A 15,051-nucleotide genomic window follows, 5' to 3' on the forward strand; every position below is an offset into this window, starting at 1 on the left:
CCCGGCCCAGGATAGGCCGGGCCCCATGTGCACCCCTGAAGGGTCAGCCCTGCGTGTAGACGCCGCCGGCCTTCTTCAGGATCTCGTTGTACTGCTTGAAGATGCCGACCACCTTCGCCTTCAGCTCGCCCTCGGCGGCGACCTCGTCCCAAAACTTGAAGGCGGCATTCTCCACCTCGGCCCATTCGGCGGCGGGGATGGTGGTCAGCTTCAGCTTTTCGCCGGTGGCGCGCAGTTTCGCCTCGCCGCCCCAGTACCACTGGTTGCGGTAGGTGTGTCCGGCGTCGACGCATGCCATCCATAGCTGCTTCAGGTGGTCCGGAATATCGGCCCAGCTCTTCTCGTTGACGAACCACGAGCCGATCCAGGCGCCAGAGATGTTGTTGGTGGTGAAGTGGTCGGTCACGTCGGCCCAGCCGACCGTGTAGTCCTCGGTGATGCCCGACCAGCTCATGCCGTCGAGCTCGCCGGTCTGCACGGCAACCTGGACGTCCTCGTAGGGGATCGACACCGGCACCACGCCGAACTGCGCCAGGAAGCGGCCGGCCGTCGGGAACGTGTAGAGGCGCAGGCCCTGCAGGTCGGCGAGCGAATTCAGCGCCTTCTTGGTGTTGAAGTGGCAGGGGTCCTGACCCGCGGCCGAGAGCCAGACCACGCCGCCCGCCTTGGCGTAGGCGTCGCGCCAGATGTCGGCCAGGCCATACTGGCTGAACAGCACCGGCACGTCGAGAATGTGCTTCGTGGCGAAGGGAAAGTAGCCGCCGAACAGCGAGATCTCGACCGGCGCCGCCATCGAATCGTCGTCCGAATGCACTGCGTTGATGGTGCCGGCCTGCATGGCGCGGAACAGTTCGCCGGTCGGGACGATCTGGTCGGCGTAGTAGAGTTCGATTTCCATCTCGCCCTTGGCGGCCTTGTTAAACATGTCGACCGCCGGCTTGGTGACATGAGGGCCGAGTGCCGCGCCGGCATAGGTCTGGAGCCGCCACTTGATCGGTGTCTGGGCGATCACGGCGGGGGCGGCGAGCGTCGTCGCGCCTGCCGCTCCGGCGGTCACCAGGCCGGCCTTTTTCAGGAAATTGCGTCTGCTGTGGATCGTCGTCATCGCTTCTTTTCCCTCTGGTTTGGACTTCATGCAGGTCACTTCGAGTAGACGTAGTTCGGCAGCCACGTCGCGATCCCGGGGAACATACCGATGATCAGCAATGTCAGCAGCATGATTCCGACGAACGGAAGCACGGACCGATAGATGTCGGGAAGCGTGACCTCCGGCGGAGCCATGGCGCGCATCAGAAACAGATTGTAGCCGAAGGGCGGCGTCAGATAGGCGATCTGGCAGGTGATCGTGTAGAGAACGCCGTACCATACGAGGTCGAAACCGAGCGCGCCCGCCAGCGGGATGAACAGCGGCGCGACGATCACCAGCATCGCCGTGTCGTCGAGGAACATGCCGAGCCCGAGGAAGGTAAGCTGCATCAGCACCAGCACCTGCCAGGGTTCCAGCCCCAGTTCGCCGAGGAAAAGTCCTTCGATCGACTTCACTGCCCCGAGCCCGTCGAAAACCGCGCCGAAGCACAACGCCGCCGTGATGATCCAGAAGAACATGCAGGAGATGCCGAGCGTCTTCTTGACCGTATCGTGCATGATCTTCCAGTTGAGCCCGCCCCGCCACCATGCCGCGAGGATCGAGGACACGGCGCCGACCGCCGAACTCTCCACCAGGCTGGTGACGCCGGTCAGGAAGAGCCCGGTCATGGTGATGAAGATCACCAGCGGCACCACGCCCGCGCGTGCCAGGGCGAGTTTCTGGGCGAATGTGTACTCGTCCCGCTCCGCCTTCGTCAGCGGCGGTCCGAGGTTCGGCTGCAACCAGCAACGGACCACCACGTAGAGGATGAACAGCGACGCCATGAGCAGGCCGGGGAACACCCCCGCCATCCAGAGGTTGCCCACCGGCTGGCGCGCGATCATGCCGTAGAGCACGAGCACCACGCTGGGCGGAATCAGGATGCCGAGCGTCGACCCGGCCTGGATCACGCCGGTCACCATCACCTTGTCGTAGCCGCGGCTGAGCAGCGCCGGCAGCGCGATCGTGCAGCCGACCGCCATGCCCGCCACCGACAGGCCGTTGATGGCCGAGATGATGACCATCATGAAGATCGTCCCGACCGCGAGACCGCCGTGCAGGCCGCCCATCCAGACGTGGAACATCTTGTAGAGGTCGTCGGCGATCTTCGATTCCGCCAGCATGTAGCCCATGAAGACGAACAGCGGCAGCGTCAGCAGCGGATACCACTTCATCACCTTGATGATGGCCGTGAAGGGTATCTCGATGCCGCCGGTGCCCCACAGCAGCGCCGCCGCCGCCGCGCCTACGAAACCGATGACCGCGAAGATGCGCTGCCCCGTGAGCAGCAGGAGCATCATCGACGAGAAAAGGAGGGTCGCGATCAGGCCGTAGCTCATACCCGGGGCCCCTCTCTCAGCGACTCGGTTCCAAGCGACTCGCCCCGGAGAAACGCCCAGTCCTTGAAGAAGATCGCGATCGCCTGCAGCAGCGTCAGGAAGATCCCCATGTTAAGCACGACCTTGATCGGCCACATCAGAGGCGCCCAGGCCGAGAAGCTCTTCTCGCCATACTGTACGGCGTAGATCAGCGAGGAGATTCCCCCGATCAGCAGCATGACCAGAAAGCCGATCAGCACGAAGGAGGTGACCAGATCGATCTTCGCTTTCCCGCGCATGGTGAAGCCGCTGTAGAGCAGGTCCATGCGCACATGCTCGCCTTCCTTCAGCGTATAGGCGCCGCCGAGCGTGAAATACGCGACCATGACGAACTGCGCCATCTCGACGGTCCAGATGGATGGCAGGAAGAACACCTTCATGATCGAGGCGTAGGACAGGATGCCGATCATCAGGAAAACGAGATACATGGCAAAAAGGCCGGAGTACCGGCTCAGCGCGTCGATGACGCGGACATAGGTTTTTACCGCATTCGGCATTCATCTGCCTCCGGGGAACTTGAGGCCGGACATCTCGGCCGTACAGGCCGGACGGAGGCCGATGGTGACATTCCATCCGGTCATCCGGCAACCTGCAAGGCATCGATCGTCGGCTCTACCTGCGCAAGAATGCCCGCGAGCAGATCCCCCCACTTCCTTTGTCCGGCTTCGTCCCGGATCTCGTCGTTGCGGATTTCGATCATGGCGCACGGCAGCCCGCGCGACCGCGCATGGCGCTCCAGCGTGAAGTAGACGCGGTCCGCCGGTGAGTAGGGCTGGTTGTCGCCGACCACGATGTCGCCTCGCCGTTGAAGAGCATCGGCCATCGCTGCGGAGAGCCGGACGTCGTCGTCGTGCAATATGCCGATCTGCCAGGGTCGGCCTACCCCCTTGTAGACCGGCGTGAACGAATGCAGCGAAACCAGCCAGGTCTCCCGGCCGGCCTTGAGCCGTTCATCGACGAGGCCGCCCACCGCCTGGTGAAATGGTTGCCAGGATAACGCGATGCGCGCCTCCCGCTGTGCAGGGGAAAGATTTTCGTTTCCCGGAATGGCTGTGGTCTCGCTGATCGTCGGGACCAGGTCGGGTGCGTCCAGCGCACGATTGCAGTCGATGGCGAGCCGCGACACCCGCGATTCGACCAGCGCCGCGTCCAGTTTCCGCGAAAGCAGGCGTGCAACGGGCAGGGCTCCGGGATCCCAGGCGATATGGGAGTCGAGCGCGGCGGCCGGAAGCCCGAGCGACGCCAATTCCGGCGGCAGGAAATTCGAGGCGTGATCGCAAAGCAGCACGAAGCGGCTGGCACCGCTTTCGTTGCTGATACTTACGGGTTCGAAGCGGCCCGCGACGGCCGCCGGACGATCGTGCATTGCTTCCCCGTTCCCCGCGGCGCTGTAACGAATGATACGTTCCAGCTTGTCATTGCGCCATCGCGGATGATTTCATACACTTCGCCGGAGTTTGTCAAACGGCTTTTGGCATCGTGCGGGAAAGTCGAGGCGAGCCTTGGGAGGTAAGCAGTTGGAAGCCAGCGTCGCCGAGCGGATCGCCGAGCGGATGGACGGCATGCCGGCGGGCGAGCGCCGTGCCGCGCAGACGCTGGTCGCCAACTACCCGCTGATCGGCCTGAAGACCGTCGCCGACTTCTCGGTAGCCGCGGGCGTCAGCTCGCCGACGATCCTGCGCTTCGTTTCGCGCCTCGGCTTCCAGAATTATCCGGAGTTCCAGGCCGCCCTCCAGGACGAGCTCGCCGAGCAGCTGCAGTCGCCGGCATCGCGCGCCGCGGCACCAAGGCGGACCGACGCCGGCGGCGCCTCGCCGGCCGTGGAGGCGACGCTCGACAACATCCGCGAGACCTTCCGCCACGTCTCGGCCCGCCAGCTCGACGACATCGTGGCGCTGCTCGCCGGCAGGCGGTCGAGCATCTATCTGATCGGCGGGCGCTTCACCGACCCGCTCGCCCGCTACATGGCGGCGCATCTGGCGATCGTCCGGCCCGGCGTCTTCCATCTCGCCGGCCAGGAAAGCAACTGGCGCGACCGTCTCATCGACATGGGCAGGCGCGACGTGCTGCTGGTCTTCGACATCCGCCGCTACCAGGACAGTCTGCTGCGTTTCGCCGAGACGGCGAACCGGCGCGGCGTGCAGATCGTGCTGTTCACCGACCAGTGGCTGTCGCCGATCGCCCGCTTCGCCCGCCACGTGGTCGCCGGCCGCACCGGCATGCCGTCGCCCTGGGATTCCTCGGCGGCGCTGATGGTGGTGGCCGAGACGCTGATCGGCGGCCTCACCCAGGCGCTGGAGCCGGAAGCGGGCCGCCGCATCCGCGACATGGAAAGCCTGCGCTGATCGGGCAAGGCGCGCCGACCCCAGGCGTCGGCGCTTACCTTACGGATAATTTAGGTGCCAAGGCGCCCGGAAAACGACATAAGCGTCGCTGACAAAATCGGCTATGATGCGTGCGGTGCTGTCTGCACGCCGGCACAATGTCTGCCGTTCTGCCGACCGGGTAGCATCTAACCTGCGGAGCGCCGATGGCGGCCTGGAAACAACTGGTGATCGCGATCGTGCTGCTCGCCGCGGCGGCCTTCGCCTGGGTCCGCTACTATCCGGGCGCGCCGGATATCCTTGCCGGCTGGGGCATCGAGGCCGACTGGGCCCGCGCCGCCACGTCCGGATCGGACGAGGCAGGCGGTCAGGCGGCCGGCCAGGCCGCGCGCCGGCCGGCCACCGTCGTCACCGCGCCGGTGACGGCCGCGACCATCAACGACAAGCTGTCGGCGATCGGCACCGGCCGCGCCAACGCCTCCGTTTCCATAAAACCCTATTCCTCGGGCCGGCTGACCGAGCTCCTGGTCGAGCCCGGCGCCCGGGTGGCGCGCGGCGACGTACTGGCACGGCTCGACTCGGATGGCGAGGAGATCGCCGTCGACCGCGCCAGGATCGCCCTCGAGGACGCGCAGGCACGGGTTACGCGCGTCACCGCGCTGCGCTCGTCCAACGCCGCCTCCACCGTCCAGGTCACCGAGGCGCAGCTCGCCGTGGACAACGCGCGCCTTGCCCTGCGCGACGCCGAGCTCGCGCTCGACAGGCGCGCCATCGTCGCGCCGATCGCCGGCATCGTCGGCATCCTGCCGGTCGAGGTCGGCAACTACGTCACCGCCGAGACGCAGATCGCCATGGTCGACGACCGCTCGTCGATCATCGTCGATTTCTGGGTGCCGGAGCGCTATGCCGGCCTCATCGCAGTCGGCGAGCCGCTCACCGCGACCTCGATCGCCCGCCCGAGCGACCTGCTCGAGGGCGTCGTCAGCGCCGTCGACAACCGGCTGGACGAGCAGAGCCGCACCTTGCTGGTGCGCGCCCGCATCGCCAACGAGGACGACACGCTGCGCGCCGGCATGTCGTTCCAGGTATCCATGCGCTTTCCCGGCGACAGCTACCCGTCCGTCAACCCCCTGGCGATCCAATGGGGTTCCGACGGCGCCTTCGTGTGGACGGTGCGCGCCGGCCTCGGCACGCGCGTGCCCGTGCGCATCGTCCAGCGCAACACCGAGAACGTGCTGGTCGCCGGCAGTCTCGCCGTCGGCGACCAGGTCGTGACCGAAGGCATCCACCTCGTCCGCGAGGGCGCCGAGCTGCTGATCGCCGGCGCCGAGTCGGCCGGAGACGGCGGCCCCGCCGCGCCGGCGACGCGGCGCAGCGGGTCGTAGGAGCGGCGGCCGATGAGCGAGACCACGGGCGAAGCCGGCGGCAAGGGCATCACCGCCCTGTTCGTGCGCCGCCCGGTGCTCGCCTTCGTGCTCAACACGCTGATCGTCGTCGCCGGCCTGGCCGCCTTCTACGGCGTCGAGATCCGCGAGCTGCCGGACGTCGACCGGCCGGTGATCACCATCAACGCCGATTTCGAGGGCGCCGCCGGCGAGACCATCGACCGCGAGGTGACCGCCGTCATCGAGGGCGCCGTGGCGCGCGTCTCCGGCGTCAAGGCGATCTCGTCGACCTCCTCCTATGGCCGCAGCCGCGTCACCATGGAGTTCAACGACGGCGTCGACCTCGACGTCGCAGCCTCGGACGCGCGCGACGCGGTGAGCCGCATCCAGAACCAGCTCCCCACCGACATGGACCCGCCGCGCATCGTCAAGGCCGACGCCAATGCCGACGCGGTGATGCGGCTCGCCATCACCTCCGACACCATGTCGGTCGAGGACATGACGATCCTGGTCGAGGACGAGATTTCCGACGTGCTCGCCGCCGTCCCCGGCGTCGCCGACGTGCAGGTCTACGGCGACCGCGAGAAGATCTTCCGCGTCGACATCAACCAGGCCAAGATCGCCAGCTACGGCCTGACCGTCGTCGACATCCGCGACGCGCTGGCCTCCGTCGCCTTCGACACGCCGGCCGGCTCGCTGACAACCACCAACCAGGACCTCATCGTCCGGGCCACCGCCAACGTCACCACGCCCGAGGCTTTCGAGAACATCGTCATCGCCGGCCGCACCAAGCTGCGCGACGTCGCCACCGTGACGCTCGGCGGAGATCCCAACACGACGTCGCTGCGCTCCGACGGCAAGACCGGCATCGGGCTCGGCATCATCCGCCAGGCGCAGTCGAACACGCTGGACATTTCGGACGGCGTGCGCGCCGCCGCGCAGCGCATCCAGCAGACGCTGCCGGAAGGGATGAACATCCGCGTCAACAGCGACGACGCCATCTTCGTCAACGGCGCCATTCACGAGGTGGAGATCGCACTCGGCCTGTCGGTCACCATCGTGCTGCTGGTCATCTACCTTTTCCTGCTCGACTGGCGCGCGACGCTCATCCCCGGCCTCGCCATGCCGGTGGCGCTGATCGGCACGATCGCGGCGATCTATCTCGCCGGCTTCTCGATCAACATCCTCACCCTGCTGGCGCTGGTGCTCGCCACCGGCCTGGTGGTCGACGACGCCATCGTCGTGCTGGAGAACATCGTGCGCCGCCGCAACGAGGGCATGGGCCCGCGTGCGGCCGCCGTGCTCGGCACGCAGGAAGTCTTCTTCGCGGTGGTCGCCACCACCGCCACGCTTGCCGCCGTCTTCGTCCCGCTCTCCTTCCTGCCCGGCCAGACCGGCGGACTGTTCCGCGAGTTCGGTTTCGTGCTGGCGATGGCGGTGCTGCTGTCGTCGGTGGTGGCGCTGTCGCTATGCCCCATGCTCGCCTCGCGCATGCTGAGAGCCCACAGCGGCGAGGCGCATCACCACGGCCCGATCGGCCGGCTGGGCAGCGGGCTCGCCGCCCTCTACAAGCGCTGCCTGATCTCCTGCCTCAACGCACCGCTGATCGTCATTCTCGTCTCGGTGCTGTTCGCCGCCGGCGCCTGGGGCGTCTTCGGCATGATCCGCCAGGAACTGACGCCGCCCGAGGACCGCTCGATGGCGATGCTGCGCATCACCACCCCGCAGGGGGTCAGCCTCGACTACACCACCCAGCAGATACGCCGCATCGAGGAGCTCGTGCAGCCGCTGCGCGACCGCGGCGAGATCGTCAGCATCTTCGCCAATGCCGGCATGAACAACACGACCAACAGCGGCTTCATGGTCATGGCGCTGGCGCCGTGGGACGAGCGCGAGCGCGGTGCCCAGCAGATCGTCGCCGACATCGACCGTCTGGCCAAGCAGGTGCCGGGCGTGCGCGCCTTCCCGTTCTCGCCCAACAGCCTCGGCATTCGCGGTGCCGGCAGCGGCCTGCAATTCGCCGTCGTCGGCAACAGCTATGCCGAGCTCGGCGAGGTGGCGAACCGGATCATCGCCGAGCTGGAGAAGGATCCGCGCTTCGACCAGCCGCGGCTGTCGACCGACGCCACGCAGCCGCAGCTCCAGGTGGAGATCGACCGCGAGCGCGCCTCCGACCTCGGCATCAACATCACCGGCCTGTCCGACACCATCCAGGCCATGCTCGACGGCCGCGAGGTGGCTGAGGTCTTCATCGAGGACCGCAGCTATCCGGTGAAGCTGATCTCCACCAGCAATCCGGTCAACGACCCGACCGACCTCGAAAACGTCTTCGCCAAGGCGACCGACGGCCGCTACGTGCCGGTGTCGACCTTCGCGACGCTGACCGAACGCGCCGTGCCGCCGTCGCTGCAGCGCGAGCAGCAGCTGCGCGCCGTCGCCATCACCGCCGGCCTTACCCCCGGCTTCGCCCTCGGCGACGCGTTGCGGGCGGCCGAGCAGGTGGCGAAACCGCTGCTGCCGGCCGGCAGCCGCATCATCCCGCTGGCCGAGGCGGCGACGCTCACCGAGACGTCGAGCGGCATGCTCACCATCTTCGGCTTCGCGCTGGTGATCATCCTGCTGGTGCTCGCCGCGCAGTTCGAGAGCTTCATCAGCGCCATCATCATCATGGCGACCGTGCCGCTCGGCCTCGCCTGCGCCGTCTATGCGCTGCTGATCACCGGCACCTCGCTCAACGCCTACAGCCAGATCGGCCTGGTGCTGCTGGTAGGCGTCATGGCCAAGAACGGCATTTTGATCGTCGAATTCGCCAACCAGTTGCGCGACCGGGGCCTCGGCGTGCGCGAGGCGATCGAGCAGGCCTCGCTCATCCGCCTGCGGCCGGTGATGATGACCATGATCTGCACCGTGCTCGGCGGCCTGCCGCTGATCCTCGCCACCGGCGCCGGCGCCGAGGCCCGCATCGCGCTCGGCTGGGTCATCGTCGGCGGGCTGGGGCTGGCGACCCTGTCCACCTTGTTCCTCACCCCGGTCGCCTATCTGCTGCTCGGCCGCTTCGTCACCCCGCATGCCGACGAGCAGGCGCGGCTGAAGCGCGAGCTGCAGGAAGCCGCCTATACCGGCGTCGAGCCGGCGGAGTAGGCGGCCGCTCTCCCCTATTGAGGCAGGGCTATCGCATATGGGTTCACCCCCACCCCTAACCCCTCCCCACAAGGGGGAGGGGGACTGGCTGGCCTCTCCGCCAGGCGCCAATCGTCGACGGTTTCGTGCGACATGGCGGCCACAAAGTCCCCCTCCCCCTTGTGGGGAGGGGTTAGGGGTGGGGGTACGAAGCAGCGAAATTCATCGCTGTTTGCCATATGCGATTCCCCTCCCCCTATTGAGGGGAGGGTGCCGGGCGAAGCGAGGCGGATGGGATCCAAGCGGACGAGCGCGACCTTTCGCGCAGATCTTGAGCGTCGGCTCTCCCGGTGACATCCACCTTCCTATTCAGTATCACTGCCCGGCCGAAACTGCCGGCTTCGACATCTTGCCGACGGCATCCGGAAGGAAGCGCCATTGAACACCATCACCCTCGAACAGGCCATCGCCGGCGTCGGCCAGGAAGCCGGCGTCTCGCCCTGGCGCGTCGTGACGCAGCATATGATCGACCAGTTCGCCGACGCCACCGACGACCACCAGTTCATCCACTGCGACCCCGAGCGGGCGGCCAGGGAGACGGCGTTCGGCGGCACCATCGCCCACGGCTTCCTCACCGTGTCGCTGCTGTCGGCGATGGCATTCGAGACGATCCCGCGCATCGCGGGCGCCGACATCGGCATCAACCACGGCTTCGACACGCTGCGCTTCGTCGCCCCCGTCAAGACCGGATCGCGCATCCGCACCCGCTTCGTGCTGGCCAAGCTCAAGGCGCGCCCGTCCGGCTGGATCGAGATCGCCCATGACGTGACGATCGAGATCGAGGGATCGCAGAAACCGGCGCTCACGGCGCGCTGGCTGACGCTGGCGTTCATTCAGCCGGAGGAGGGATAAGTGCTGGGGATAGTTACTTTTTCCGCGGAAAGGCAGATGCGCTTCAAGGGTGGCGCGGGCGGAAACAACGTAAACTGTCCCCCCGGAGTTCCCGCGCTCAGCGCTTCTTGCCCGGCCCGCCGGGAATGGCCGTCGAGGTCACCGAGACCGGATCGCTCGCCGGGAACGAATCCTCCAGGCCCTCGTCGAGTTCCTGTTCAAGAGTCTCGTCTTCGTCCGGCCGGTCTTTCGGCGGCAGTTCGTCCTTGGGTGGTCTGGGCGCACTCATCCCGGCACTATGACATGCCCAACGGCAACATCAAGATTTCGCCCGCGGCTTTGCCTGCGGTTGCCGCCGGCTCCGCGGCGGCATCGCCAGCCGATAGCCCTTGAGCAACGCGACCGGCCCCAGCACGGCGAACAACAGCTTCTGGACCCAGATCGGGATGCCGTGTCCGTAGGCATGTCCACGGAAGGCATGCAGCGCCAGGGCCTGCAGAAGCAGTGGCGGTTCGCCCTTGGCGTCGTACCAGGACGGGTTGTTGGCGATGTTCATCGACATGTTCAGGAACAGGCGCAGGAAATCGTGGGCGGGCCGGAATTTGGCGGTGAACAGCGTCTCGCCGTCATGGCCGTTGCGGAACAGATGCGGCGTGCCGCGCGTCACCACCAGGCCCTCCCCCGGCCCGAGCGTGTGCCAGGAGCCATCGACCATGATCCGCAGCATGCCGGTGTGCACGATGAATTCCTCGTCGGCATTTGGATGGAGATGCTGCCGCCCGGTGCCCGTCAGCATGCCGCCGCGCTCGAGGAAAACCTCGAACCGGACCTCGTCCGCCCCGTCGTCCATATGGGTGAAGATGAAGGTTTCACCGTTGAAATCGTTGCGGATACGCGTACCGGCGGGCGGGAGCGATTGCATTGCGAAATCCATGCGGCACATGGGCGAACGCATTCGGCGGCACCGCTTGGCGCCGTCGCCATATCTTAGCAAAGAATGTGGCGCGGTCGAATGGCTGGCAGGTCAGCCCTCGCGAGCTGCCGCAACTCGCTGAGCCGTTCGGTTCTTGACGGTGCTAGCCAGCCGCATCCCCCGCCGCTTCCGTCAGGAAATCGAGCACATAGTCCGAAAACGACCGCCAGCACTCGACTCGGAACGCATCCTCGGCGGTCCTGAGAATCACGATCTCGACCTTGCCCAGAATGGTGCGCGAGCAGGCGCCGACCGGGAAGGTTTGCAGCGACAGATCCTGCGGGCAGCCGGCGGCGAGCGTCGCCTCCGCACCCGGCCCAGACGCCGAGATGGCGACGTTGCGGTGCGAGATGCCGACGGCCGAATGCAGCGCCTTGACCTTGGCGCAGTCGGCGAGCGGATCGCCGGTCTGGTCGATCACCAGCCATTCGTCCGGCCCGAGCCACAGCGCCGTGCGCGCGCCCGACGACGCCGACGTCTTCGGCTTCACCGGCAGGTCGAGCCCGAGCGCCCTGGACAGCGCCGCCACCGAGGCGGCCGGCGCGCGCAGCGACATGCGCTCGGCCGGCGGCAGCACCGACAGGCGTGCGCCGCCCGCCAGCACCTCGCGCCCGGCCAATGCCGGCCGGCGGAGGGTTCCCGTGGTTGCGGTCTTCGCGGCGGCCTTAGCCATTGAGGCGCTCTCCCTTCGGATCGTAGAACACCATGCCCGTCACCTCGACCTCGACCGTGCCGTCCGGCATCGGCACATGGAGCGTGTCGCCCAAACGCGACTTGCCGTCGACGACCAGCGCCAGCGCGATCGAATGGCCGCAATTCTCCGACCAGTAGCTCGAGGTGACGTGACCGATCATCTTCATTGGGATCGGCTGCTTGGGATCGCCGACGATCTGCGCGCCTTCCTCCAGTACGATCTTCGGGTCGCGCGTCTTCAGCCCGACAAGCTGTTTTCTGCCCGCTGCCACGAGGTCGGGCCGCGACAGCCCGCGTATGCCGACGAAATCCTTCTTCTTCTTGCCGATCGCCCAGTCGACGCTGGCATCGGCCGGCGTCACCGTGCCATCGGTGTCCTGGCCGACGATGATGTAGCCCTTTTCGGCGCGCAGCACATGCATCGCCTCCGTGCCGTAGGCGCAGGCGCCGTGTTTCTGGCCCTCCGCCCACAGCGCCTCCCAGACGGCTTCGCCGTAGTCGGCCGGCACGTTTACCTCGAAACCGCGATCGCCGGTGAACGACATGCGGAACAGCCGTGTCGGCAGCCCGCAAATCTTTCCCTCGCGCACCGACATATGCGGGAATGCCGTGTCGGAAAGGTCGATCCCTTCCACCAGCGGTGCGATGATCTCCCGGCTTTTCGGCCCCTGCACCGCGATCACCGCCCACTGCTCGGAGATCGAGGTGAGCCAGACGTTCAGATGCGGGAACTCGGTTTGGAGATAATCCTCCATCATGTTCATGACCCGCGCCGCGCCGCCGGTGGTCGTCGTCACGTGGAAGCGGTCCGGCGCCAGCCTTCCCACCACGCCGTCGTCATAGATGAACCCGTCCTCGCGCAGCATGATGCCGTAGCGGCAGCGTCCGGCGTCGAGCTTCTCCCACGGGTTGGTGTAGAGCAGTTCCATGAATTTCGCCGCGTCCGGCCCGACCACCTCGATCTTGCCGAGCGTCGAGGCGTCGAACAGGCCGGCGGCCTGCCGCACCGTGACGCATTCGCGGTTGACGGCGGCGTGCATGTCCTCGCCGGCGCGTGGAAAATACCAGGCGCGCTTCCACTGGCCGACATCCTCGAACACGGCGCCGTGGCGTTCGGCCCAGGGGTGGATCGGCGTGCGCCGCGTCGGGTCGAACAGCTTGCCCTTGGCGTGGCCGACGATCGAGCCGAAGGTCACCGGCGTATAGGGCGCGCGGAACGTGGTGAGCCCGACCGCGGGGATCGGCTTGCCCAGCGTCTCGGCGGCGATCGCCAGCCCGTGCATGTTCGACGTCTTGCCCTGGTCGGTCGCCATGCCGTTGGTGGTGAAGCGCTTCACATGCTCGATCGAGCGCATGCCCTCATGCACCGCCTGGCGGATGTCCTTGGCCGTCACGTCGTTCTGGAAGTCGATGAACGCCTTTACGGTCGTGCCGGCGCCGGCACCGGGTCCGCTGCCCAGCATGCCGCCGGCCCAGGATTCAGAGGCATCGACCTTCGGAGGATTGCTCAAGGCACCCCCACCCCTTACCCCTCCCCTAAAGGGGGAGGGGGGCGTGAACGCCTCAGAATCCCCCTCCCCCTTTAGGGGAGGGGTAAGGGGTGGGGGTGCCTTTGCACGAGTTCTACCGGCCTCCCTGGCCGCCTTCTCCCCGGCATCAAACGCTTCGGCGACCGTCGCCTCCAGCCCGTCCGTGCCGTTGCAGGCGCCGACCGACACGCAGTCCTGCGCATAGGTGCCGGGCAGGAAGCGCTTCGTCGCCTCGTCGAAGGCCACTTTCCCGCGCGACTGCGAGAACAGGTGAACCGAGGGCGTCCAGCCCGACGAAGTCAGCAGCGCGTCGATGGCCACCGTGCGCCCACCACCGCCGCCCTTCGGCTCGATGGTCATCGACGACACCCGCAGCTTGCCGCCGACCTTCGTCACCGCACGGCCGTGATTGACCTCGATGCCGAGCGCCCGCGCCTCCTCGACCGCCGGACCCGACGGGTTGTCGCGCAGGTCGACGATCGCCGCGACATTGACGCCGGCCTTCTTCAGGTCGAGCGCCGCGTAATAGGCGGAATCGTTCGCCGTATAGACGCCTACCGTCCTGCCGACGGCGACGCCGTAATGGTTGAGATAGGCACGCGCCGCCGACGCCAGCATGACGCCCGGCCGGTCGTTGTCGGCGAACACCATATGCCGTTCGATCGCGCCGGTGGCGAGCACGACGCGCTTGGCGCGTACCTGCCACAGCTGCTCGCGCGGCGCATGCCTGTCCGGCCTCGCGACATGGTCGGTGACGCGCTCGACCAGCCCGACGAAGTTCTGCGCATAATAGCCGAAGGCAGTGGTGCGCGGCAGCAGCCGGACGTTGTCCATTGCCGCCAGCTTGGCGGCGCTCTGCTGCGCCCAGGCCCAGCCGTCCGTGCCGTCGATCTTCGCGCCCGCCTCGTAGCGCAGCGCGCCGCCGAATTCCGCCTGCTCGTCCGCGAGGATCACCCCCACCCCGCTCTCGGCCGCCGCGAGTGCCGCCGCGATGCCCGCCGCGCCGCCGCCGATGACCAGCACCTCGCAATGGGCGAAGCGCGAGGCATAGTGGTCCGGGTCCGGCTGGTCCGGCGCCACGCCCAGCCCTGCCGCCGCGCGGATCTTCGGCTCGTAAACCTTCTTCCACGCCGCCTTCGGCCACATGAAAGTCTTGTAGTAGAAGCCAGCCGAGAGCAGCGGCGAAGCAAAATCGTTCATCGCGCCGACATCGAAGGACAGCGACGGCCAGCGGTTCTGCGAGACCGCCGTCAGCCCGTCGTAGAGCTCCTGCACGGTGGCGCGCACGTTGGGCGTCCTGCGCGCCGAATCGCGCTCGACGCCGACCAGCGCATTCGGCTCCTCCGCACCCGCGGACATGATGCCGCGCGGCCGGTGGTACTTGAACGAGCGGCCGGTAAGGTGCACGCCGTTGGCCAGCAGCGCCGAGGCCAGCGTGTCGCCGGAAACGCCGGAAAAATGCTTGCCGTCGAAGGTGAAGCGCAGGCTGCGCGCCGGCGTCAGGCGCCCGGCGCCGGGAATGCGGAAGGGCTGGGTCATGCGGCACCCGTGAAAATCGTGCTTGGACGGCGCCCTGTCGCACCCCCCTCTGTCCTGCCGGACATCTCCCCCGCAAGGGGGGAGATTGGCAG

At 67.2% G+C, this 15,051-nt stretch carries 12 protein-coding genes; 4 read left to right on the forward strand and 8 right to left on the reverse strand.

Features of this window, described 5'->3' with window-relative positions; translation table 11 throughout:
* Window positions 1–43: 43 nt before the first annotated feature.
* The 4 genes from AC5JDC_RS00680 to AC5JDC_RS00695 all read right to left on the reverse strand — a co-directional run bounded on the left by AC5JDC_RS00680 (window position 44) and on the right by AC5JDC_RS00695 (window position 3,871).
* Window positions 44–1,105 (reverse strand): TRAP transporter substrate-binding protein, encoded by a 1,062-nt coding sequence (locus tag AC5JDC_RS00680; protein WP_495838174.1) that lies wholly within the window; start codon window positions 1,103–1,105, stop codon window positions 44–46.
* Between the two features lie 35 nt (window positions 1,106–1,140).
* Complete coding sequence (locus AC5JDC_RS00685) at window positions 1,141–2,466, reverse strand: TRAP transporter large permease (protein WP_106773126.1); 1,326 nt, start codon at window positions 2,464–2,466, stop codon at window positions 1,141–1,143.
* On the reverse strand, window positions 2,463–3,002 hold the full coding sequence (locus tag AC5JDC_RS00690; protein ID WP_495838176.1) for a TRAP transporter small permease subunit: 540 nt from the start codon (window positions 3,000–3,002) through the stop codon (window positions 2,463–2,465). The genes AC5JDC_RS00685 and AC5JDC_RS00690 overlap by 4 nt, the downstream gene beginning before the upstream one ends.
* Window positions 3,003–3,082: 80 nt before the next feature.
* A complete protein-coding gene (locus tag AC5JDC_RS00695) occupies window positions 3,083–3,871 on the reverse strand; it encodes an N-formylglutamate amidohydrolase (RefSeq protein WP_495838178.1) in 789 nt (262 codons plus the stop codon).
* A gap of 151 nt (window positions 3,872–4,022) precedes the next feature.
* Between AC5JDC_RS00695 and AC5JDC_RS00700 the strand changes: the two genes are divergently transcribed.
* The 4 genes from AC5JDC_RS00700 (at window position 4,023) to AC5JDC_RS00715 (ending at window position 10,246) form a co-directional block, all read left to right on the forward strand.
* A complete protein-coding gene (locus AC5JDC_RS00700; RefSeq protein ID WP_495838180.1) occupies window positions 4,023–4,850 on the forward strand; it encodes a MurR/RpiR family transcriptional regulator in 828 nt (275 codons plus the stop codon).
* A gap of 185 nt (window positions 4,851–5,035) precedes the next feature.
* On the forward strand, window positions 5,036–6,214 hold the full coding sequence (locus AC5JDC_RS00705; RefSeq protein ID WP_495838182.1) for an efflux RND transporter periplasmic adaptor subunit: 1,179 nt from the start codon (window positions 5,036–5,038) through the stop codon (window positions 6,212–6,214).
* Window positions 6,215–6,226: 12 nt separating this feature from the next.
* On the forward strand, window positions 6,227–9,355 hold the full coding sequence (locus AC5JDC_RS00710; protein WP_495838184.1) for an efflux RND transporter permease subunit: 3,129 nt from the start codon (window positions 6,227–6,229) through the stop codon (window positions 9,353–9,355).
* Between the two features lie 417 nt (window positions 9,356–9,772).
* Entirely contained in the window at window positions 9,773–10,246 is a 474-nt protein-coding gene (locus tag AC5JDC_RS00715) for a MaoC family dehydratase (RefSeq protein ID WP_495838186.1), read from the forward strand.
* A gap of 97 nt (window positions 10,247–10,343) precedes the next feature.
* Here the strand turns inward: AC5JDC_RS00715 and AC5JDC_RS00720 are convergent, their stop codons facing one another.
* The 4 genes from AC5JDC_RS00720 to AC5JDC_RS00735 form a co-directional block, all read right to left on the reverse strand.
* Entirely contained in the window at window positions 10,344–10,514 is a 171-nt protein-coding gene (locus AC5JDC_RS00720; protein WP_495838188.1) for a hypothetical protein, read from the reverse strand.
* 30 nt (window positions 10,515–10,544) lie between these two features.
* Window positions 10,545–11,147: a cupin domain-containing protein gene (locus tag AC5JDC_RS00725; protein ID WP_495838190.1), complete on the reverse strand. Its 603-nt coding sequence runs from the start codon at window positions 11,145–11,147 to the stop codon at window positions 10,545–10,547.
* A gap of 154 nt (window positions 11,148–11,301) precedes the next feature.
* The gene (locus AC5JDC_RS00730; protein ID WP_106773118.1) at window positions 11,302–11,871 is read right to left on the reverse strand and encodes a sarcosine oxidase subunit gamma; all 570 of its coding nucleotides are present in this window, start codon (window positions 11,869–11,871) and stop codon (window positions 11,302–11,304) included.
* The gene (locus AC5JDC_RS00735; protein ID WP_495838192.1) at window positions 11,864–14,959 is read right to left on the reverse strand and encodes a sarcosine oxidase subunit alpha; all 3,096 of its coding nucleotides are present in this window, start codon (window positions 14,957–14,959) and stop codon (window positions 11,864–11,866) included. Before AC5JDC_RS00735 ends, AC5JDC_RS00730 begins: the two co-directional genes overlap by 8 nt.
* Between the last annotated feature and the right edge of the window lie 92 nt (window positions 14,960–15,051).

This window comes from Kumtagia sp. (genome assembly GCF_059502445.1).